General features: G+C 31.7%; 19 protein-coding genes. 14 read left to right on the forward strand and 5 right to left on the reverse strand.

Going from position 1 to position 19326, the window contains the following annotated elements; translation table 11 throughout:
• Window positions 1-58 precede the first annotated feature (58 nt).
• Window positions 59-1351 (reverse strand): S8 family peptidase, encoded by a 1293-nt coding sequence (locus L21TH_RS08795; RefSeq protein ID WP_205617978.1) that lies wholly within the window; start codon window positions 1349-1351, stop codon window positions 59-61.
• Window positions 1352-1499: 148 nt separating this feature from the next.
• Here L21TH_RS08795 and L21TH_RS08800 point away from each other — a divergent pair, with 148 nt between their 5' ends.
• The 12 genes from L21TH_RS08800 (at window position 1500) to rlmH (ending at window position 13342) form a co-directional block, all read left to right on the forward strand.
• Entirely contained in the window at window positions 1500-2324 is an 825-nt protein-coding gene (locus L21TH_RS08800; protein ID WP_006314388.1) for a peptidase MA family metallohydrolase, read from the forward strand.
• Window positions 2325-2639: 315 nt separating this feature from the next.
• Window positions 2640-3329: a response regulator YycF gene (yycF, locus tag L21TH_RS08805; RefSeq protein ID WP_006314390.1), complete on the forward strand. Its 690-nt coding sequence runs from the start codon at window positions 2640-2642 to the stop codon at window positions 3327-3329.
• A gap of 2 nt (window positions 3330-3331) precedes the next feature.
• Window positions 3332-5158, forward strand: a complete 1827-nt coding sequence (locus L21TH_RS08810; protein WP_006314391.1) for a sensor histidine kinase — start codon at window positions 3332-3334, stop codon at window positions 5156-5158.
• Window positions 5159-5236: 78 nt separating this feature from the next.
• Window positions 5237-5821 carry a hypothetical protein gene (locus L21TH_RS08815; RefSeq protein WP_006314392.1) on the forward strand — a complete coding sequence of 195 codons (585 nt, stop codon included), beginning with the start codon at window positions 5237-5239 and terminating at the stop codon, window positions 5819-5821.
• A 20-nt stretch (window positions 5822-5841) separates the two neighbouring features.
• The gene (gene yycH / locus L21TH_RS08820) at window positions 5842-7302 is read left to right on the forward strand and encodes a two-component system activity regulator YycH (protein ID WP_006314393.1); all 1461 of its coding nucleotides are present in this window, start codon (window positions 5842-5844) and stop codon (window positions 7300-7302) included.
• Window positions 7303-7327: 25 nt separating this feature from the next.
• Window positions 7328-8173: a two-component system regulatory protein YycI gene (gene yycI / locus L21TH_RS08825; RefSeq protein WP_006314396.1), complete on the forward strand. Its 846-nt coding sequence runs from the start codon at window positions 7328-7330 to the stop codon at window positions 8171-8173.
• A 304-nt stretch (window positions 8174-8477) separates the two neighbouring features.
• The gene (locus tag L21TH_RS08830) at window positions 8478-9734 is read left to right on the forward strand and encodes a UDP-N-acetylglucosamine 1-carboxyvinyltransferase (protein WP_006314401.1); all 1257 of its coding nucleotides are present in this window, start codon (window positions 8478-8480) and stop codon (window positions 9732-9734) included.
• Window positions 9735-9824: 90 nt separating this feature from the next.
• Complete coding sequence (locus L21TH_RS08835) at window positions 9825-10622, forward strand: MBL fold metallo-hydrolase (RefSeq protein ID WP_006314403.1); 798 nt, start codon at window positions 9825-9827, stop codon at window positions 10620-10622.
• A 20-nt stretch (window positions 10623-10642) separates the two neighbouring features.
• Complete coding sequence (gene htrA / locus L21TH_RS08840; RefSeq protein WP_006314405.1) at window positions 10643-11956, forward strand: serine protease HtrA; 1314 nt, start codon at window positions 10643-10645, stop codon at window positions 11954-11956.
• Between the two features lie 283 nt (window positions 11957-12239).
• Window positions 12240-12407, forward strand: a complete 168-nt coding sequence (locus L21TH_RS14065; protein ID WP_081627948.1) for a CxxH/CxxC protein — start codon at window positions 12240-12242, stop codon at window positions 12405-12407.
• Between the two features lie 31 nt (window positions 12408-12438).
• On the forward strand, window positions 12439-12897 hold the full coding sequence (locus tag L21TH_RS13810; protein ID WP_006314409.1) for an HNH endonuclease: 459 nt from the start codon (window positions 12439-12441) through the stop codon (window positions 12895-12897).
• Complete coding sequence (gene rlmH, locus L21TH_RS08850) at window positions 12863-13342, forward strand: 23S rRNA (pseudouridine(1915)-N(3))-methyltransferase RlmH (RefSeq protein ID WP_034429810.1); 480 nt, start codon at window positions 12863-12865, stop codon at window positions 13340-13342. Before L21TH_RS13810 ends, rlmH begins: the two co-directional genes overlap by 35 nt.
• On the opposite strand, the gene L21TH_RS08855 is transcribed toward rlmH, so the two are convergent.
• The 4 genes from L21TH_RS08855 to L21TH_RS08865 all read right to left on the reverse strand — a co-directional run bounded on the left by L21TH_RS08855 (window position 13283) and on the right by L21TH_RS08865 (window position 17979).
• Window positions 13283-14965 carry a recombinase family protein gene (locus L21TH_RS08855; RefSeq protein WP_006314412.1) on the reverse strand — a complete coding sequence of 561 codons (1683 nt, stop codon included), beginning with the start codon at window positions 14963-14965 and terminating at the stop codon, window positions 13283-13285. The genes rlmH and L21TH_RS08855 overlap by 60 nt on opposite strands.
• Before the next feature lie 268 nt (window positions 14966-15233).
• Entirely contained in the window at window positions 15234-17054 is a 1821-nt protein-coding gene (locus L21TH_RS13815; protein WP_006314415.1) for a DUF927 domain-containing protein, read from the reverse strand.
• A 341-nt stretch (window positions 17055-17395) separates the two neighbouring features.
• Complete coding sequence (locus L21TH_RS14715; RefSeq protein WP_006314417.1) at window positions 17396-17539, reverse strand: hypothetical protein; 144 nt, start codon at window positions 17537-17539, stop codon at window positions 17396-17398.
• Window positions 17540-17601: 62 nt separating this feature from the next.
• On the reverse strand, window positions 17602-17979 hold the full coding sequence (locus L21TH_RS08865; RefSeq protein WP_006314419.1) for a hypothetical protein: 378 nt from the start codon (window positions 17977-17979) through the stop codon (window positions 17602-17604).
• 224 nt (window positions 17980-18203) lie between these two features.
• On the opposite strand from L21TH_RS08865, the gene L21TH_RS08870 reads away from it, so the two are divergent.
• Together L21TH_RS08870 and L21TH_RS08875 are read left to right on the forward strand one after the other, a co-directional pair.
• Entirely contained in the window at window positions 18204-18791 is a 588-nt protein-coding gene (locus L21TH_RS08870) for a DUF4352 domain-containing protein (protein WP_006314421.1), read from the forward strand.
• 17 nt (window positions 18792-18808) lie between these two features.
• Window positions 18809-19159 (forward strand): hypothetical protein, encoded by a 351-nt coding sequence (locus tag L21TH_RS08875; RefSeq protein WP_006314423.1) that lies wholly within the window; start codon window positions 18809-18811, stop codon window positions 19157-19159.
• Window positions 19160-19326 lie beyond the last annotated feature (167 nt).

Raw genomic sequence — 19326 nt, forward strand, 5'->3', positions numbered from 1 at the left:
GCTACTAACTACTAACAACGAACTACTAACTAACAAATCGACGAAGTCGATTTTGTTCTTAAAAATATCTACTTAACAATAATATTACTATTAAAACTACTACTATAAACCCATCACCAAAAAGACCTTTGGAAACAGTTTTTTCTTCTTCGTTTATTGGTGTTTCTTTAATTGGAGATTCAAATAGCTTTTTGAGATTTAAAACGCCAGAACCCTGTTCATCATAATTTTCTTCTATAGAAGTACAGGAATTTTTAAGAGAAGACTTAATAGCTTTTGGTGTCAAGTTAGAATTTTTTTGATACATTAAAGCTGCAGTACCAGCAACTAAAGGTGTTGCCATTGATGTACCACTTAATGAAGTGTAACCATCTAATTTGTTATTTGATAATGACATAATATCTACACCAGGAGCAACTAAATCAGGTTTTTTTAATCCATCATTAGTAGGTCCTCTGCTGGAAAAGTCTGCAATAGTGTCATCACTTATTTCTGGAGTTTTATTGTCATCAATAGCACCAACTGTAATAACTGATGGGCTGATACCAGGAGATAATATAGTATTTTTTGATGGTCCACTATTACCAGCTGCTACAACTACAGTTATACCAGCATCATTTGCAGCTTCAGCAGCTTTAGCTAATGGGTCTGAATAATAAGGTTCATTTGCTGGGCTTCCTAGTGATAAGTTAAGTACCTTGGTGTTATATACATCTTTAGTATCTATTACCCATTGTATAGCGGATATAATATCAGAAGTACTACCACTACCTGATTCATCTAAAGCTTTTATGCCTAAAATGTTGGCTTTAGGGGCTACACCTGTATATTTTCCATTAGAGGAATATCCACTTGAAGCTATAATTCCTGCTACATGTGTACCGTGGCCGTTATCATCATAGGGCTTACTTCTATCGTTAACAAAGTCTTTAAAGCCTACTATTCTGTTTGTTGGTCTTGTCAAGTCATTATGTGGAGCAACGCCTGTATCAATTACTGCTACTGTAATTCCTTCTCCAGTATATCCCTCTTGATGAGGAAAACTAGATGATATAGACTCATTTGCTATATCTAAAAGAGCAAAAACTTTTGAGTCAAAACTAATATATTCTATATCAGGATCTTCAGACAATTTGTTTATTGCTTCTAAACTCATTTCACAGGCTACTCCATCAACTAAAGGAAGTTGATGCTTTACTTTGTTAGACATACTAATAACCTGACTAGAGATTTTCTCTGAATTTGTTTTTTTAAATCTGATTATTACAGGTATTTGTTCTTTAGATTGAGAGCGGAGTTTTGCACTTACTACAGGGCATACTTTTTGACTTTTAGACCTTCTCATGTTCATACCTAAATCACCTTCCTATGATTCAATGTATGCGGAAGGTATGAAAAAGGTTATAAATAAAACAAAAATTGCCACCTAAGTTTACATAATGTTATGTTATAATAGAGGTGTCCCCTCATATACATATCTATATAAGGGGGGATACAAAATGAAATTTATAAGAAAGAAAAGATGGATTAAACCTATAATCCTAGTAATTATTGTTGGTGTTTTTATTAATACACTAGATTTGACAGGTTTTTTTGTGACAACATTTAAACCTATTTTTAATGATATTCACAAGAAAAAGATATTAGATTCAGTAAAAGATTATGAAGTAATGGAAACAGAAAATTTTATAATTAGATATACATCACAAGATATAAAAGCAGCAGAAATTACAAAAGAAATAGCTGAAAAATACTATGATGATGTATGTACTATGTTCGATTATTTCCCAAAAGAGAAAGTTAATATTATAATATATAGTGATAGTAAAAAGTTATTGGATAATACAAATCTAAACAAAAAAAATCCGCCATTAGGGGTTTACTTTGGTGGAGTTATTAATATACTTTCACCATATGTTTGGATAGATAATGACAGTAATATGAAAAAGATATATGAAAAAGAAGGACCAATCGTTCATGAATTTACACATTATTTGGTAGACGAAATAAGTAAAGGAAATTATCCTATGTGGCTAACTGAAGGATTGGCTCTTTATACTGAGTATAAAATGACAGGTTTTGAATGGGGAAAAGGTATAGAGTTTGAAGAAGTTACTATAGAAGAATTAAATAACAATTTCTATGGTATAAATCAAAGTTTAGCATACAGAAAATCATTTGAAGTGGTGAAAGATATTTCAGAAACTTGGGGTTTTAATAACTTAATTTTGATATTAAACAATTTAGGAACAGGTGATAGTTTTAAGGATTCTACTAGAAAAGTATTAAAAATTAATTTTAATGAATTACAAGTAAAAAAGTAAACGTAAAAGTCAACCTTGAAAGGTTGACTTTTACATAAAATGATGGGGGATGGAGATTAAATCAATCATAAAACAAGTAATTTCAACAAAATTATACAATATATAACACAATATATCTACAGGACTCAAGGCCTAATTATGATATAATAACAAAAAACATAATAGTTAAGTTTTCAATATAGATGTATAATAAAAAGGAATTTGTCTTTTTATGTACTTGGTACTAGAAATATAATTGACAATATAGTTGATTCTTTATTATAAGAATCAAACAAGATATAAAATTTAAATAAAATATAGATGAGGTGAAGTATTTTGAATAAAAAGGTGTTAGTTGTAGATGATGAAAAACCTATAGCTGATATACTTAAATTTAACCTAGAGAAAGAAGGATATGAAGTATTAGTAGCTTATGATGGAGAAGTTGCTGTTAATCAAGCTTTAGATAATGAACCAGATATTGTACTGCTTGATATTATGTTACCTAAAAAGGATGGATTTCAAGTTATAAAAGAAATAAGACAAGAGTTACAAATGCCTGTACTAATGCTAACAGCAAAAGAAGAAGAAGTTGATAAAGTCCTTGGACTTGAGCTAGGAGCCGACGACTACATAACTAAGCCTTTCAGTATGAGAGAGGTTATAGCGAGGGTTAAGGCCAATTTAAGAAGGGTAGACATGCTAGGAGGAAACTCTAATAGTAATATTGTAGCTTCAGGTGATTTAACAATAGATTTAAATAAATACGAAGTTAGAAAGAAAGATAAAGTTATAGAGCTTACATTAAGGGAATTTGAGCTATTAAAGTTCTTAGCGTCTAGAGCAGAACAAGTATTTACTAGAGAACAATTACTTAAGGAAGTGTGGGGCTACGAATATTATGGAGATATAAGAACGGTTGATGTTACGGTTAGAAGATTAAGAGAAAAGATAGAAGATGATTCGAAGAAATACAAGTATATACTAACAAAAAGAGGAGTAGGGTACTACTTCAGAAGGGCCTAATTATGTTCAAAAGCATTAGATGGAAGTTCATTACTGTTTATTTCCTACTTGTATATATTGCAATGGTAATAGTAGGTGCTTTTATAATAGAACAATTTGAGCGTCAACAAATAGAGCAAATATCAAAGTCGATGAAACAACACATAGACAATATTTATAACATTGTAACTCCACTGCATAAAGATGATTGGAGTAAGGTAAAAGAAGAAATAAATGCTGGTATTAACAAGGTATCACTGGGGTATAATGAAAGTTTGTATATTGTAATGAATTCAGATGATTTAGAAATAATCGGTAGTAAATCAGGAAATTTAAGAAATATCATTGGTCAAAAAGCCTATGAAACAAAAAAGTTAAATAAGGCTTTAATTTCTCAAGCGCTTAAAGGAGAAATAGCTGAAGCTATTCCTCCAAAGGGTTCTGATGGTAATGATGAAAGGGTAAAACATATTGCTTATCCTATATTGAACAATGTAGGACAAGTGAAGGGCATAATTTATCTTACATCGAAGTTAGATTATGTAGATGAAACAATAAATTCATCTAAAATAATGTTAACAGAAGCAACGATATTAGCTTTAGTTATTACTGTAATCTTAGGATTTTTTATAGCAAAAAGTATAACTGGACCAATAAAGGATGTAACGGTAAAAGCGGAAAAAATGGCTAAAGGTGACTTTAATCAAGTTGTTGAAGTTAAGTCTGATGATGAGATTGGACAGCTTGCCAATATGTTCAATTATTTAACCCAAAAGCTGAAAAAGACCATTTCTGAAGTATATAGAGAAAAAAGTAAGATGGACACGATATTCACATATATGGCGGATGGAGTAGTGGCTGTAAATACTAATGGAGAAATAATACATGCAAATCCTGTAGCTTTAAAAATATTAAACTTACTAGAAAGCGATATTAATACTAAAAAATTTGATGAAGTAGTTAGAAGTTTAAGTGAAAAGATTACTTTAGAGTATATAAAAAATAGCGAAAAATGGGAAGGCGACGTAGTAATTGAACTTAGAAATAGTACCTACAGAGCAAAATATGCCCCATTTAAAAATGATAAAAATCAAATAGGTGGACTTATTGTAGTATTTCAAGATATTACAGAGCAGCATAGACTTGAAAGCATGAGAAAGGAATTTGTAGCAAATGTTTCCCATGAATTAAAGACTCCTATAACAACGATAAAAAGTTATACGGAAACTCTATTAGAAGGAGCAGTTGAAGATAAGCAACTAGCATCTCAATTTTTAAATGTAATTAATAGTGAAAGCGATAGAATGGCGAGAATAGTAAGGGACTTATTACAACTCTCTAATCTTGACTATAAACAAACTAAATGGAATAAAGTAACAATACCAGTTAAAGAAATGTTAGAAGAAATTTACCTTAAGATGAAGATATCAGCTCAAGAAAAGGGTCAAACTCTTAGTTTAAATATAGAAGACGATATGCCAGAAGTTATATTTGATAAAGATGGCTTTGAGCAGGTGATATTAAACATAGTTAGTAATGCTATAAAATACACACCAAATAATGGCAACATAGAAATTAAAGCATTTACACAAGATGATAATATATTAATTAAAGTGAAAGATGATGGGATTGGTATACCTAAAGAAGATTTAGATAGGATTTTTGAAAGATTTTATAGAGTTGATAAAGCAAGGTCAAGAGAGCTTGGAGGTACAGGTTTAGGTCTTTCTATAGCAAAGCAGATTGTAGAAGCACACAATGGAGAAATACAGATAAATAGTGAATTTAATGTAGGAACAGAAGTAGATATAATAGTACCTGCAAAGAAAGCATGTGTAATTCAAACGTAATTCTGTTGTAATATGTTTGTAATATAACTGTTATATAATTAAAATGTAGTACTATAAATAGTATGGAGGTGAATTGAGATGCTTAAAAAGCTGTTTATAGGAATGTTGACGATAGTTGTTATCAGTACATATAGTACTGTTGGGTATTCTATAGATGGTGAAGACGTAGAAGAGTTACATAAGGATAAAATAGATGTACAAGTAAAAACAGAAGAGAAAGAATTGGAGATTATTTCACCAGAAAATGAGTTAGCTACTTCTGAAAAAATCTTGTTACTTTCAGGGAAAGCTGAAGAAGGTAGCGAAATAATTGTTGAAGTATATTCGTTGCAAGAGCCGAAGCAAGTAAACTTTTCTTTAAACGGCGAAGAAAGCGACAATACAGAAGAAGTTAAGGAAAAGTATGTAATTCAATATAGCAAGAGCTTTAAAGTTGGTGAATTAGGATATTTTGCTGAAGAGCTTGAACTAAAGGAAGGAAAGAATAAAATAGCTATATATCTTATGGAAGATAATGAGCCAAAGAGTATAGTAATTAGATATGTTACGGTAACTAATGTAGATGATGCAAAAAAGCAACTTGAAGAAATTGATAACATGAATCTACTTGAAACTTTAAAGAAATTAATTGACTACAACAATGAAACAGATACTAGCGAATAAAACTTTGGAGAGGATTACTAATGAATAAAGAAAGATTTAAAACTTTAGTGCTGGTATCTTTAGTTTTTGTAAGCTTTTATCTAACTCAACAGGTGTGGGCTAAACTTCCATACAATTTAATACCTATGTCTTCAAATGAGCCAATAGAGCAAAATGATAATAATGATTTGTTAAAAGTTGTATCTCCTGAGCAGTATTTAATAACCTTTGGAAGGAGTCATACTATACTTTACTCTGAGCTTTACTGTGATGAAAAATATGACTTATGGAATAATGTAAAGACGATTTTAAAGACTTGTTTTCAGGATAAAGACATAAAAGTAGATTCAATAGAGAATGAAGAAACCATAAAGAACGAATCAATAAGGGCTATAGAAGCACAATTCACAGAAAAGGTACCTTTATATATTTTTTTAAAAATGTTAGAAGTAGATGAAGCAAATGATATTTTTAATAAAATTAATGAAATTGATAGAATATACATCCCCTTAAATGGGGGTAATTTTATAGTTTTAAGTAATGGTGTAGACTATTTAAAGGTTACTAGTAGAAACTTTGATATGAGTAATATATCAAAAGAAGTAGTCAAGATTGAGAGGAACGGATATACCAAATATTATTCTTTGAAAGATTATTTAAATGTTGAAAGTAATGCATATATGGCTTTAGATAAAAGTGTAAAAGCATGGAGATCTGTATATTATGTAAAAAATGAAATTAATGTAAAAAATGAAGCTCAAATAGAGCAAATAGCTAAGGAATTCTTTGGGAAAGACTTAGACTACGTTAGGAAAATAGAAGAGGATAATGGCTCTGTTATATATGTTTATAACAATGAACAGGTATTAAAGATTTTTAATGACGGAATTATATCTTATTTTAATTCTCTTGAGCATACAGTTGTAGAAAGAAATCTTTATATAAGTTTAAAAACAGCAGTAGATTTTATAAGTTCTCATATTGGGTGGCCAGATGATGTGTATTTATCTTCAATAGATCAAATTACAAGTGATGGTAGCAAAGGATATAGGATTGTATTTAACTACAGAATAGGAGGAAACCCAGTTATCTTAGATAATGGAAAAATAGAGCATCCAATTGTAGTAGAGGTTTTTAATGACCAAATAAAAACTTATAAAAGATTTGTTAGAAAAATAGATATGAGCAAATTAATAGGTACTAATATAAAACCTATTTTGTCGCCTCTTGATATCATCGGAAAGAGTGATAACTATAATTTAATTAAAGAGAACTATAAAAGACAGACGGGGATAAAAAATGAAGAAATAAATAAAAGTGATTTAAGAGAAAAGATTTTATCCTCTATAAACGATATATACATGGCATATTACGATACATGTAGACAAGATTATGGTCAGAGATTGAAAAGTGTATGGACAATAAATATAAACGGTACAACATATATTTTTGATGCTTATAGTGGTGAATGCATAAAAGTGATTGGGGGGATAAAAAACTAGAAGCATGTGGATGGTGAATTAAGTAATGGATTGGTCTAAAGCTAAAAATATATTAATAGTTGCATTTATTATAACAAATTTAATTTTGCTGTATGTAATAAGCGATAACGACTTGGGTTATGATACTTATCCTTCTTTACAAGAAGATTTTTTAGAAGATGTAAGGTCTAGTTTAGCAGAAAAGGATATTAATCTTAATATTGATATTCCGAAAGAAATACCATCTTTACCTTTTTTAAACATAGCTTATGAGGTATATGATGCTTCAGAGGAATTAGCATATAGATTTTTAGAAGAATATACAAAGGATAAATCCAAGGAAAATACATATTATAATGATAAAGGAGAAAAATTGTCAGTAATAGGTAATAAAAAAATAGTTTATGAAAATAACTCTAATAAAGAAATATATAGCCAATTAGATATAAAGACATTAACAAATATAGCTGAAGAGTTCTTAAAAGATAAAGGGTTTAAAACTAGTGGCTATGAATTAAAAGATTATAGAGTTAAAAATAATAAGCACATTTTAAAATTCACTAAAGTATATGATGGTTTAACTATTGAAACCTCATACATGATATTTGAGATAGATGCAACTGGAATCAAAAGATTTGAAAGACAATGGATTAAGTCAATAGTACCTAATGAAAAAGAAATTTTGGTTACAGCTGCACCTGAGGCACTTTTGAGGTTGTTATTGATGGAAGAGCACTATGGTAAAACTATAGTAGGAATAGAGCTTTGTTATTACTCTGATTTAGAAGAGCAAGGACCCAGTACTTGGAAGAGGATAGTAAAAAGCAATGTTGAACCAGCGTGGAAAATAATATTTGAAGATGGAACGGAAGAATTTTTAAAAGAATACTAAAAAATGAAGGAAATTTAAAGTAGAAATAGAAGTGTTATATGTACATTTCTATTTCTTTGTTTTTTGAGTTTTTCAAAATTAGTCAATAATTACATAAATATGATGATAGAATCATTTAAAAAAGCTAAAAAATCTATTATAATAGTAATGAAGTGTTTATTTTTAAATAAAGATGTAATAGAGAGAAAATTGGACAAAGTGTTTTGACATAAATATAATAATTAAGATATTTACGTTAAGAATAATCAATATAAAAGATTAGAAGGTGAGGTGACCAAGACTGGCATTATAGTCAGTTGAACATATGAGTAGATTATTAATTGAAGGTGGAGCCCGACTTAATGGTAAGGTAAATATAAGTGGATTTAAAAATGCAGCTGTGGCAATTATACCGGCAACGTTATTATCAGGAGATAAATGCATTGTTGATAATCTTCCATTGATTAGAGATGTTTTTATCTTGAAGGATATAATGAAGGACCTGGGAGCTGAGATAGAGCTTAATGACGATGGAGTAATGACTGTAGATACTAGCATGATTAAGAAATGTAATGCTTCAAGTGAATTATCACAAAAATTGAGAGCGTCATATTATCTTTTAGGAGCAGGTCTTGCGAGATTTAAGGAAGTTGAGGTAGCTTATCCTGGAGGATGCAATATCGGAAATAGACCAATAGACCAACATATAAAAGGGTTTGAAGCATTAGGTGCCAAAGTAGAAATAGAACATGGTATCATTAGAGCTAAAGCTGATAAGCTTACAGGTGCTAAAATATATTTGGATATAGTTAGCGTTGGAGCAACTATTAATATCATGTTGGCTGCAGTGATGGCTGAAGGAAAGACTATAATCGAAAATGCAGCTAAGGAGCCACATATAGTTGATGTAGCTAACTTTTTAAATTCTATGGGAGCGGATATTAGAGGAGCAGGAACAGATATAATAAAAATAAATGGAGTAAAAGAATTACATGGATGTACTTATAGCGTAATTCCTGACCAAATAGAGGCGGGAACATATATGATAGCTGCTGCAGCAACTAAAGGAGATGTAGTAATAGACAACGTGATACCTAAGCATTTAGAGCCTGTAACTGCAAAGCTTAGAGAATTAGGTGTAGAAGTAGTAGAATATGGTGACTCTATAAGAGTAACAGGTACAGATAAAATAAAGAGTGCTAATATAAAGACTTTACCATACCCAGGTTTTCCTACGGATTTACAACAGCCTATGACAGTGTTATTAACACAGGCAGAAGGGACAAGTATAGTAACAGAAAGTATATTTGAAGGTAGATTTAAGTATGTAGATGAGCTAAAGAGAATGGGAGCTAAGATAAAAGTTGAAGGAAGAACAGCAGTGGTAGAGGGACCGAAACAATTAAGCTCAGCTAAAGTAATGGCTACCGATTTAAGAGCTGGAGCAGCATTTGTGATTGCAGGATTGATTTCTGATGGAGTCACAGAAATAGGAAATATATATCACGTAGATAGAGGATATGAAAAGATAGAATATAAATTAATGAATTTAGGTGCTAAGATAAAGAGGATAGAAGAATAGTCGAGGTTTCTCGGCTTTTTCTTTACGTAGGTTATAGTATAACTTTGTAGTTTTTAATAGAAAAGACAATAAAAAGACGGAGGAAAAGTGATGGGACTAAGATTTTGTTCACTAGCTAGCGGTAGTAGTGGTAATTGTCAGTATATCGAGACTGATAAAGTGAGAATACTAATAGATGCAGGACTAAGTGGGAAAAAGATAGAAAATGCTTTAGCAACTATAGATGTTGACCCAAGTACTATAGATTGTATATTAGTTACCCATGAACATAGAGATCATACAAAAGGAGTAGGGGTTTTATCTAGGAGATATAATTTACCTATATATGCAAATTTAGATACATGGGAAGCTATGAGTAAAATTATAGGAGAAATAAGTAAAAATAACATAAACACATTTAAAACTAATATAGATTTTGAACTAGGTGATTTAGGAATTTTACCTTTTAAAATATCCCATGATGCAAAAGACCCGGTAGCATATAATTTTTATTATAAAAATACTAAACTAAGCTTAGTTACTGACACTGGTTGTATAGATGAAGATATTAAGATAAATATAAAAAATTCGGACCTTTTAATGATAGAATCTAATCATGATGAGGAAATGCTTAAAATGGGTAAATATCCGTGGTTTTTAAAAAAGAGAATACTAGGAGAAAGTGGACATCTTTCTAATAAAACTGCAGGAGAGATACTTTGCGAAGTGTTATCAGGCAACATGGAGAAAGTGCTTTTAGCACATTTAAGTAAAGAAAATAATTTTCCAGAGTTAGCATATCAAACAGTTGCTAACATTATTCAGGAAGCAGGAATAAGATTAAATAAAGATGTTGTTTTAGATATGACATATAGAGATAGACCTAGCAAAATCTATTGTTTTGATTAATAGTAAGGGGGTAGATGTGTATGGGCAATGAACATGAAAGAAACGAAAATTTAAGAAATGAAGATGTGTTCAACTATAATATTGAAGAAAACGTAGATGATAAAGTACAACAAAATCATTATGACAAAGGGAATATAGATGTTAATTATAATGATACTAATACAGGAAGCACATCTTACTATGTTCAGATGCCTAATAATAGAAGAGAAATTCGTAGAAAAAGAGGATTTTTCTCATATTTTATAGTAGCATTAATTGCTGCACTTATTGGTGGTATAGTGTCTGGTTATATTTTTCCTATTTATTTATATGGAAAAGTGATACCTGTTCCTGATATTTATAAAAACAATGTAGTAAGAGAAAATCAAATAAATATAACTCCTAAGGATGATATTAACTTAGTTACTGCAGTAGCAAAGAAGGCTACAAAGTCTGTAGTAGGTATAACGACTGTAACTACAGAAAATTATTTCTTTTGGGGGCCTCGAGAGGTACAAGGAGTAGGTTCAGGAGTAATAGTAAATAGTGATGGTTATATACTCACTAATTCCCATGTAGTAGGAGATGGAAGAGCAGAAAAAATAACTGTTCAATTTGAAAACGGGGAGCAAAAGAGGGGAACAGTTCTGTGGAATGACCCTGCATTAGATTTAGCAATAGTAAAGGTAGATGCAAAGAACTTACCTGCTGCTGAATTAGGAAATTCAGATATACTAAACGTAGGGGAACTAGTGGTTGCTATAGGGAACCCTTTAAGTTTAGACCTTCAAAGGACTGTAACGTCAGGGATTATAAGTGGATTAAACAGAACAATAAGAGTTGACGAAAATAATGTAATTGAGGATTTAATTCAAACTGATGCATCTATAAACCCTGGAAATAGTGGAGGACCTTTATTGAATGCTAAAGGACAGGTAATAGGAATAAATACAGCAAAGATTACTTCTGCAGAAGGATTAGGTTTTGCACTTCCTATTAATTTAGCTAAACCAATAATTGAGCAAGTAATACAACAAGGACAGGTTAAACATGTATATATGGGAATAGTTGGTGTTGAAGTAGAAACATACGAAAAGCGACTAGGAATTGATTTAAGAGCTGATGAAGGAGTTATAATAATTGAAATTGCACCAAATTCACCTGCATTGTATGCAGGATTGAATGCAGGAGATGTTATAATAGAGTTAGATGGCAAAAAAGTCGAATCTATGAATGCATTAAGAAAATTACTTTATAAGTATAATCCGGGAGATAAGGCTATAGTTAAAATATTGAGAAATGGACAACAAAAAGAATTAGAGATTATATTCAAAGAAAGACCTGATAATTACTAATGAATAGCAAAAGGCTTGACATGTAGTATTACACTGTCAAGCCTTTAATTACATAAAATTCAAATAACAATGTAAAAAATGACGTAAAAAGGTAAAAAAAGCAGCTCATATTCCAATGATATATCACATTATTTGGTAGCTTTATCAGTATTTTAATTTAAGAATTGAATAAAAGGCTAATAACTACTAACAACTAACTATAAACTAATTTATATTTTCCGTAAATGTTGACGATAATATATATGGAATGGATTAATAAAAATAAAATAATGGAGTGAATATTATGTACGTAGTGTGTAACGAACATTTGGAGATAGCCATTGAAAAGTTCGTAGATGTATACGAGCAGCCACCGGATATATACGAACTTGATAAAGTATCCTTTACGGACTGGACAAGTCCGAATACATGTGATTATTGTGATAAAGCACCTAAATATTTAGTAGTATAAAAAACAGAAATTATGTTTAAGGTGTGATGATGTGAAGTTACGCAATAAGGACAAGCTATATATATACTATAGGGATAATAAAAGTTGCTTTTATTGTGGCAAATCACTTAAATTTAAACAAATTACATTAGATCATTTTATTCCTTTAAGTAAAGGTGGAACAAGCGATATCTTTAACGTTGTTACCTGTTGTAAAAAGTGCAATAAATTAAAGGCTGATAAGATGCCTGGTAACTATGAAGATACCATTTTAAATTTATTTTTAAAAACCGTAGATGATGACATGATAATAGGTAAAGGTATTAATATCAGCAATAAAGAGCTAAAGGAAGAACTATTAAAAGTAGATAGATTAGAAGATTTATCAGACCAGTTTATATTTCAAAATAGTACTATGAGATTTTATATTAAGGATAATTATGTAATTAAGATAGTGTATTTAGGAGGATACGAAAATGAATATAACAGTGATTTCAGTTGGGAAGATTAAAGAGAAATATTTAAAAGAAGGTATCAAAGAATATTCAAAGAGATTATCTAAATACTGTAAACTTAAGTTAATAGAAGTGAACGATGAAAAAGCACCAGAAAATTTAAGTGAAGCCGAAATGAAGCAGGTTAAGGATAAAGAAGGACAGAGAATACTAAATAAACTAAATGAAAACTCCTATATTATATCTTTATGTATAGATGGTAAAAACCTATCATCAGAAGACTTTGCTGAAAAGATAGAAGGTCTTGCTTTAACGGGAAATAGTAATATTACCTTTATAATAGGTGGTTCATTAGGACTGTCGGATGAAGTAATAAAAAAGAGTCACTTCAAACTATCCTTTTCTAAAATGACCTTCCCTCATCAATTGATGAAGCTAATATTATTGGAGCAGGTTTATAGGGCTTTTAGGATAAATAGGAACGAACCGTACCATAAATAACTGCAAACTTTTGTGCTTATTATTGAAAGAAGAACCTCCTTCATCTGAAGGAGGTTCTTTGCCTAGGAAGTATTTTATTATTTTTTCATCGAATTGAAGTTCCATTGTATCTATTTGCTTACGGTCAGTTATGGTTATTTTACTTAGGATTAGCTGTAGTAACATTTTCTTTTGGTCATGGGGTGCTTTATCTAGTAGAGAGTGAAAATCAGAGAGTACATCCTTTACGAACTGGAAAGGAATTTCTTGCGAGTCATTTTCAGCTAGTTTCTCAAGGACTTCCTCCTTTCTTTTAGAGTATTCTTCAAGTTCATCTTGGAGTATCTTCATTCTTTTATTTAGTGCATCGGAGTCAATTATGTCATCTTCAAAGAGCTTGAAGTACTTTTCACGCTTTGAGGAGAACTCTTCTATTCTTTTTTCTGTGTATCGAAGTTCAGCTTCAAGAGGTTTTATTTCATTCTTTCTTTTATCGTTTAGGGTAGAAACTATGTCTTTTAGAACATCATCTTTTGAGATGACTTCTGAGAGTCTATTGAAGACGTATTCCTCAGCGTAGTCTGCTCTTATTCCGTTAGACCTGCAAACAGCACTTCCTTTATTCTTGAAGTTTCCACAAGTGTAGTATCTGAGAACGTATTTTGTACCATCTTTTTTCTTTTTGGTTGTTCTGTGGGCTACCATTCCAGCACCACACACAGGACATCTAAGTATTCCAGTTAGAGGAAAACTTCCATCATATCTTCTCTTAGCCCTACCACTTTTACTTTTGTAGATTCTACGAACTTTATCCCAAAGTTCCTTAGAAATTATTGCATCATGTTTGCCTTCAACTATTATTGGGTCAGGATTGATTCCTTTCCTTCTTTTCTCTGCCCAATCCTCTCTAACATTGTATCTTATTTTACCAATGTACATGGGATTGTGTAAGATGTCTCTTACACCGTTAACATTGAATGGATTTCCTTTTTTAGTTTTGTATCCTTTATGGTTCAGCTCATTGGTGATTGCTTTTAGACCTTTTCCAGAAGCGTAGAGTTCAAAGACTTTCTTTACAATCATTGCTTCCTCTGGGTTAATCTCAAGAACACTTTTACTATCCTTAGAATTGAGTCCTTCAACTTTAACCGTATCATACCCCAAAACAATTCCACCATTCCATTCGCCATTTCTAGCTCTTGCTTTCATTCCCATCTTTACATTATCAACTATTGTATTTCTTTCAAATTCGCTTATTGCACCTATCATCTGTAGGTTTAGTTTGCCAGAAGGGGTTTCTGTCTCAAAGTTTTCTGTACAGCTTCTAAAGGAGACATTTACTATATCCAATTCATTGATTATTTTAAGAAGGTCTAGTTGTTTTCTTGCTAATCGGTTTATTTTCCAAACAAGTACTACGTCAAAGAGTCCTTTTTTAGAATCTACTAGCAGGTTTTGAAGAGCAAGTCTACCTTTAGTAGACTTACCCGAAATGCCCTTATCCTCGTAGATTTTTACTAATTCGTATCCGTGTTTTTCACAGTAGTTCTTAATCATTTCTCTTTGAGCATCTATGCTGTATCCATGTTCTCCTTGTTCTTTGGTTGAAACACGTGTGTATCCTACAACTTTTTTAAGAGTCATTATGGCTTTCCTCCTTTGGTTTAGTAGTCTTGATGTTGTTATTTATTATTTCAGCCAAAATGTCTATTATTGTATTATAGGTTTGAACTTCATTGTTAGAATTCATTTCCATTTATGTCACGGCTCCTTTCAACAACTTAGCACCCCAATTTTAGTGGGGAGAAAATTCCAGTGGGGAAAATCATGGGGTAGGGGTCTTGTGTTGAAACAACTCGAGTTGAGTAGTACTAACCCTCTATCCCGCTGATTTTTTTGGGAAGAAATTATTTTAGGACGCTTTATCGTCATCATCTTCAAACAGATTTGCTATTTTTGACTTTACTACTTTCTTAGGTGCTTTTTTCACAGGAGAATCTGGAAAGAGCGACCTAGGAAGTCTTATGCAGTAGACTCTTGCTTGTCCTTTACCACTTATTAAGGTTTTCTTTTTAGAAAGCCTTTTAGGGTCACACTCTAAGAGGTTTTTATCCTTCCAGTTGTTTAGTACTGTTTGAGTACTTTCAAAGCCACCTCTTGACATTATGTCATTGAACTTGTTAGTTAAAATGTAGACTCTTCTAGTTGCATCTTTTTTACTTACTTCAATCTTGCCCCAAAGAATATTTGGGTTTTCATGGTCTCTATCAATGAAGTTGTTGTGGTGTTCATGTAGAACTTCAACAAAGTATTCAAATGCTTGCTTACCTATGTCTATGTCCATTGCTTTTTCAGATTCAAGCTCAAGAAGTAAGTCAGCTATTTCATCTATGTTAAGGTTAATTCCTAAGAACTTCTTTACTAGCTGTGCTGTTAGTACAATTAGAGCTAGTTTTTTCACTATTCTTTTAGTGAAGGGAGTTTTTTCCTCTATCCTACTATCTAATGCCTCTCTCGTTGTACGTAGATTTGATTCTAATGTATCCTTTACTTCCATTAGATTTTGTACAAAGATTTGCCCTGCTAAGGCGTAATTCTCTAACACAGTTTTTTCTATTGCTTCAGCGTTTTCAGCTGAGGTAGTAAAGTATCTATTACCTATCTCAATTACTCTGACCTTTAGACCTGTATTGTTATTAGCTTTTTCTAGTAGTGAATGCTCTGCTGTAGAAAAGATTACATTCTCCCAGTAGCCTGTTTCCTTTAGAGTACCATCCTGGTTTAGTCTTCTTCTACCTGTACCAGAAGCGATTTTGTAAATTTGTCTAGTTAAATTTCCTCTATGCATTGAACCTTCATCAAAGGCTAAGGGAATTCCATTGTTATTGTTAAGAATTTCAATTAGTGCATTCTCTGTTCCATTCCAAGTTATTATTCCTCCATCGTTATCAATTGCTGGTTTGATGAAGGGAGACACCCCTAATCTTATGGAAGTAGTCTTTCCCTTAGAGCTATCTCCGTAGAGATGTACTATTAGCACCTCATTTGAGAGTAATGCAAAGACTGGTGCAGTGAATCCTAGAACTAAAATTAGCTCGAGTAATGTATTGCCCAGAACCTCTGTATTCACCATTTCTAGGTATGTATCTAGGCTTCCAGTAGGTGTTAGGTTAAAGTGTCCAATGTACTGTGATTTATATGGAAAGTTTATTGCATCGTGGTGCTTGAACATCCTATGGTTTTCGTATGTGGAAAATCCTAATCCTCTATGACAGTACTCTTGAGGAACCTTATCCTTTTCTTGCATGATGTATTGAATCACAGATTCAGCATTGGTTTCTGTTATGTCAGAACCGTATTTGGTGACATACTTAGGAAATCTTGTTTTAGTAAAATCCTTAAAGGGGACTATAATTTCTTTGTATTTCCCAAAGGAATCTATTCCTAATTTAATTGACACTGTATCATCATCTAAGTTTCTTATGGTGCAAATCACATCGAATTCCTTTGCTATTGGAACTAGACCATCTTTAGTTATTCTTTGAATGTAGCCCTTCTCAACAACAAATGTTTCAAAGTTGTATTGGTTTAGTGGAACTACTTCTACTTGACTTGGTTTATTATCTTCACTTTTTCTTTGTTCCAAAAAATTTTCCTCTTGTTTTAGAGGAGGGGTAGAAGAGTTATCTACACCCTCAACTGTTTTCTTTTCTAATTGCTTCTTTTTATCCATACTATCCCTCCTAGTGGTTTTGGTGGAGGAACTTGTTCAGACGTCTTTCCAAGTTCATTGTTTTCAGCTGATGACTATAGTATAGTATGGATTGGAACCCTTGTCATTCCTCGTATTCAGCGATTTTAACTAGACGATTTTACCCAAGGACTTCCTAGCCAAAACCGTTTCCAGAAATTTTACCCTAGGAACTCCTTGCCCAAAATTTGAAGTTTTTGGGGTATTTTTGATACAAACTCTTAAATGCTCTAAATTGCTCTCAATTTCTTAGAATTTTAAAAAATTTTACTTAACTGAGAAACAAGCATAATTTCCAGAAATGTAAAATGATTATAGTAGCGTTATTTGTACTTGCTAGGGAGGTTAGACCAAAGCCTACTAAAGGAAACGCCTGTTTGATTTGAAACTAGAGAAACAGCTTCCATTGCAGTTAGACCTTCTGCTATTAGAAGAAGTATTCTAGCTATTAGAACTAAGATTGTCAAAATGATTCCTCCTTTGATTTATTGATTAAAAAAGCACTCAACAGGGTTTATTGTTGAGTGCTTTATAGGTTCTTCTTTATCCAGTTTTGAAAGTCGCTATCTATCTCTGATGGGTTAGCGTAGATTAGCACAGCGTACTCGTTATTGAATAATATTAGGCTTTTAGTGTATGTTGTATCCCTTAGGTCAAATTCATCCACAAACTCTGGAATAGTGTCTTTTATGTGGGATATGCCTATGTGTTTTAGTATGTCAGATGTATCTCCAGGTTCTAGAATTACTGTTATTCCATTTGCTTCTGGAGAGTACTCCCAATCTAAAGATTTGTATTGGTTAAGCATACATTGAAAATCTTCATCTACTTTATTGAGTAAATCCTTATCAAGTGTCGAAAGTTGCTTTAGATGTTCTATGTTCTTTAGTGATTGAATTATTCTCATTTTTTCATACCTCCTTTTAGTTGAAACAATTGGAATTGCATGTGTTTGTAATAATTATTACATAATTATAATATGTGTTTGAAAATATAGTTAAAACGGTATTTAAGAAAGTTTTAAGAAAATAGCAGGCAGTTCGACAAAACTAGTCATCTTTCATCAAAAGTATTATTATATTTACCTAGAATATATTTATAGATTAATTATGAGACTTAGGAGGGATAGTAATGAAAAAAATATTAAAATGGATTGGTATTGTTTTCGTAGGACTAATTATTATTGGAGCAATTGCAGGTGGAGGAGAAGAAGGTAGTGATAATAATACGTCTAGTAATGAATCTACAACTCAAGAAGCTTCATCTGAAAGCACAACAGAAACTAAAACAGCAGAGGAACCTGTAACAGAAGAGTATTTCAAAATTGGTGATGTTGTAAAAGTTGGCAATCTTGAATATACAGTAAATGAAGTTCTTCAAGCCGATAAATTAGGTAATGAATATTTGAATGAAGAAGCTAACGGTGTATTTTTAATTCTTAATGTAACAGTAACTAACAGAGATAAGGAAGGGAGAACTATTGATTCAGCAATGTTTAAGCTTATAGAGAGTGATGGGACTGAGTATGACTCAAATGGCTCAGCAGCAATTTATATTGAAGGAAATGATGACTTTTTCTTAGCTCAAGTAAATCCTAAATTATCTAAGACTGGTTATATAGTATTTGACGTTCCCACTGTAGATTCTAGTTATGCATTGAAAGTTACTGGAGGATTTTGGTCGAGTGAAGAGGAGTTAATTTACTTAACAAATGAGTAAACCAGAGGAGGATTTTTATGAGTGAAAAAAGGTCAAGAACAACTGAGAAGGTTTTAGGTATAATTGGTGGTATCTTTGGAATGTTTGGAGGTTTCTTTGCTTCTTTTATGGGAGCAATGGGTGAAGCATTTAGTGGTGACTCTGGTGGTCTAGGAGGATTAGGTGCTTCAGCATTTGTTTTCTCTATATTAGGAATTGTTTCAGCTTGTTTAGTCTACTCGAAGACAAAATTTGCTGGATGGGGATTGATTATATCAGCAGTAGGAATTATTATTTCAATTTCTTTATTTGGAGTTATCCCAGGAATTTTATTTTTAATTTCAGGGATTATGACTTTAGCTAAGAAAGAAAAGACTATTGTTGAGTAAAGAAAGAAAAGCTAGGAGCAGATTATTCTGCTCCTTTTAAGTTTGTCGATTATATAGTTACGGTGAACCGTACCATAAGTAGAGATGATTTTGTCTAGAAGTAAGTATCTTAGAGTAAAATTTAAGTAGGCAAAACTATCAAAAAAATATTAAAGATGCCCGAAGGC

It is taken from the genome of Caldisalinibacter kiritimatiensis (genome assembly GCF_000387765.1).
GTDB lineage: Bacteria > Bacillota > Clostridia > Tissierellales > Caldisalinibacteraceae > Caldisalinibacter > Caldisalinibacter kiritimatiensis.

Excerpts from the sequence above, each read along its gene's own strand:
- L21TH_RS08870 (WP_006314421.1), top strand. The coding sequence starts at position 18,204 with ATGAAAAAAATATTAAAATGGATTGGTATTGTTTTCGTAGGACTAATT.
- L21TH_RS08810 (WP_006314391.1), top strand. The coding sequence starts at position 3,332 with ATGTTCAAAAGCATTAGATGGAAGTTCATTACTGTTTATTTCCTACTT.
- rlmH (WP_034429810.1), top strand. The coding sequence starts at position 12,863 with ATGAATATAACAGTGATTTCAGTTGGGAAGATTAAAGAGAAATATTTA.
- L21TH_RS08800 (WP_006314388.1), top strand. The coding sequence starts at position 1,500 with ATGAAATTTATAAGAAAGAAAAGATGGATTAAACCTATAATCCTAGTA.
- L21TH_RS13815 (WP_006314415.1), bottom strand. The coding sequence starts at position 17,054 with ATGGATAAAAAGAAGCAATTAGAAAAGAAAACAGTTGAGGGTGTAGAT.
- L21TH_RS08835 (WP_006314403.1), top strand. The coding sequence starts at position 9,825 with ATGGGACTAAGATTTTGTTCACTAGCTAGCGGTAGTAGTGGTAATTGT.
- L21TH_RS08875 (WP_006314423.1), top strand. The coding sequence starts at position 18,809 with ATGAGTGAAAAAAGGTCAAGAACAACTGAGAAGGTTTTAGGTATAATT.
- htrA (WP_006314405.1), top strand. The coding sequence starts at position 10,643 with ATGGGCAATGAACATGAAAGAAACGAAAATTTAAGAAATGAAGATGTG.
- yycH (WP_006314393.1), top strand. The coding sequence starts at position 5,842 with ATGAATAAAGAAAGATTTAAAACTTTAGTGCTGGTATCTTTAGTTTTT.
- L21TH_RS08830 (WP_006314401.1), top strand. The coding sequence starts at position 8,478 with ATGAGTAGATTATTAATTGAAGGTGGAGCCCGACTTAATGGTAAGGTA.
- L21TH_RS08855 (WP_006314412.1), bottom strand. The coding sequence starts at position 14,965 with ATGACTCTTAAAAAAGTTGTAGGATACACACGTGTTTCAACCAAAGAA.
- L21TH_RS08795 (WP_205617978.1), bottom strand. The coding sequence starts at position 1,351 with ATGAACATGAGAAGGTCTAAAAGTCAAAAAGTATGCCCTGTAGTAAGT.
- L21TH_RS08865 (WP_006314419.1), bottom strand. The coding sequence starts at position 17,979 with ATGAGAATAATTCAATCACTAAAGAACATAGAACATCTAAAGCAACTT.
- yycI (WP_006314396.1), top strand. The coding sequence starts at position 7,328 with ATGGATTGGTCTAAAGCTAAAAATATATTAATAGTTGCATTTATTATA.
- L21TH_RS14065 (WP_081627948.1), top strand. The coding sequence starts at position 12,240 with ATGTACGTAGTGTGTAACGAACATTTGGAGATAGCCATTGAAAAGTTC.
- L21TH_RS08815 (WP_006314392.1), top strand. The coding sequence starts at position 5,237 with ATGCTTAAAAAGCTGTTTATAGGAATGTTGACGATAGTTGTTATCAGT.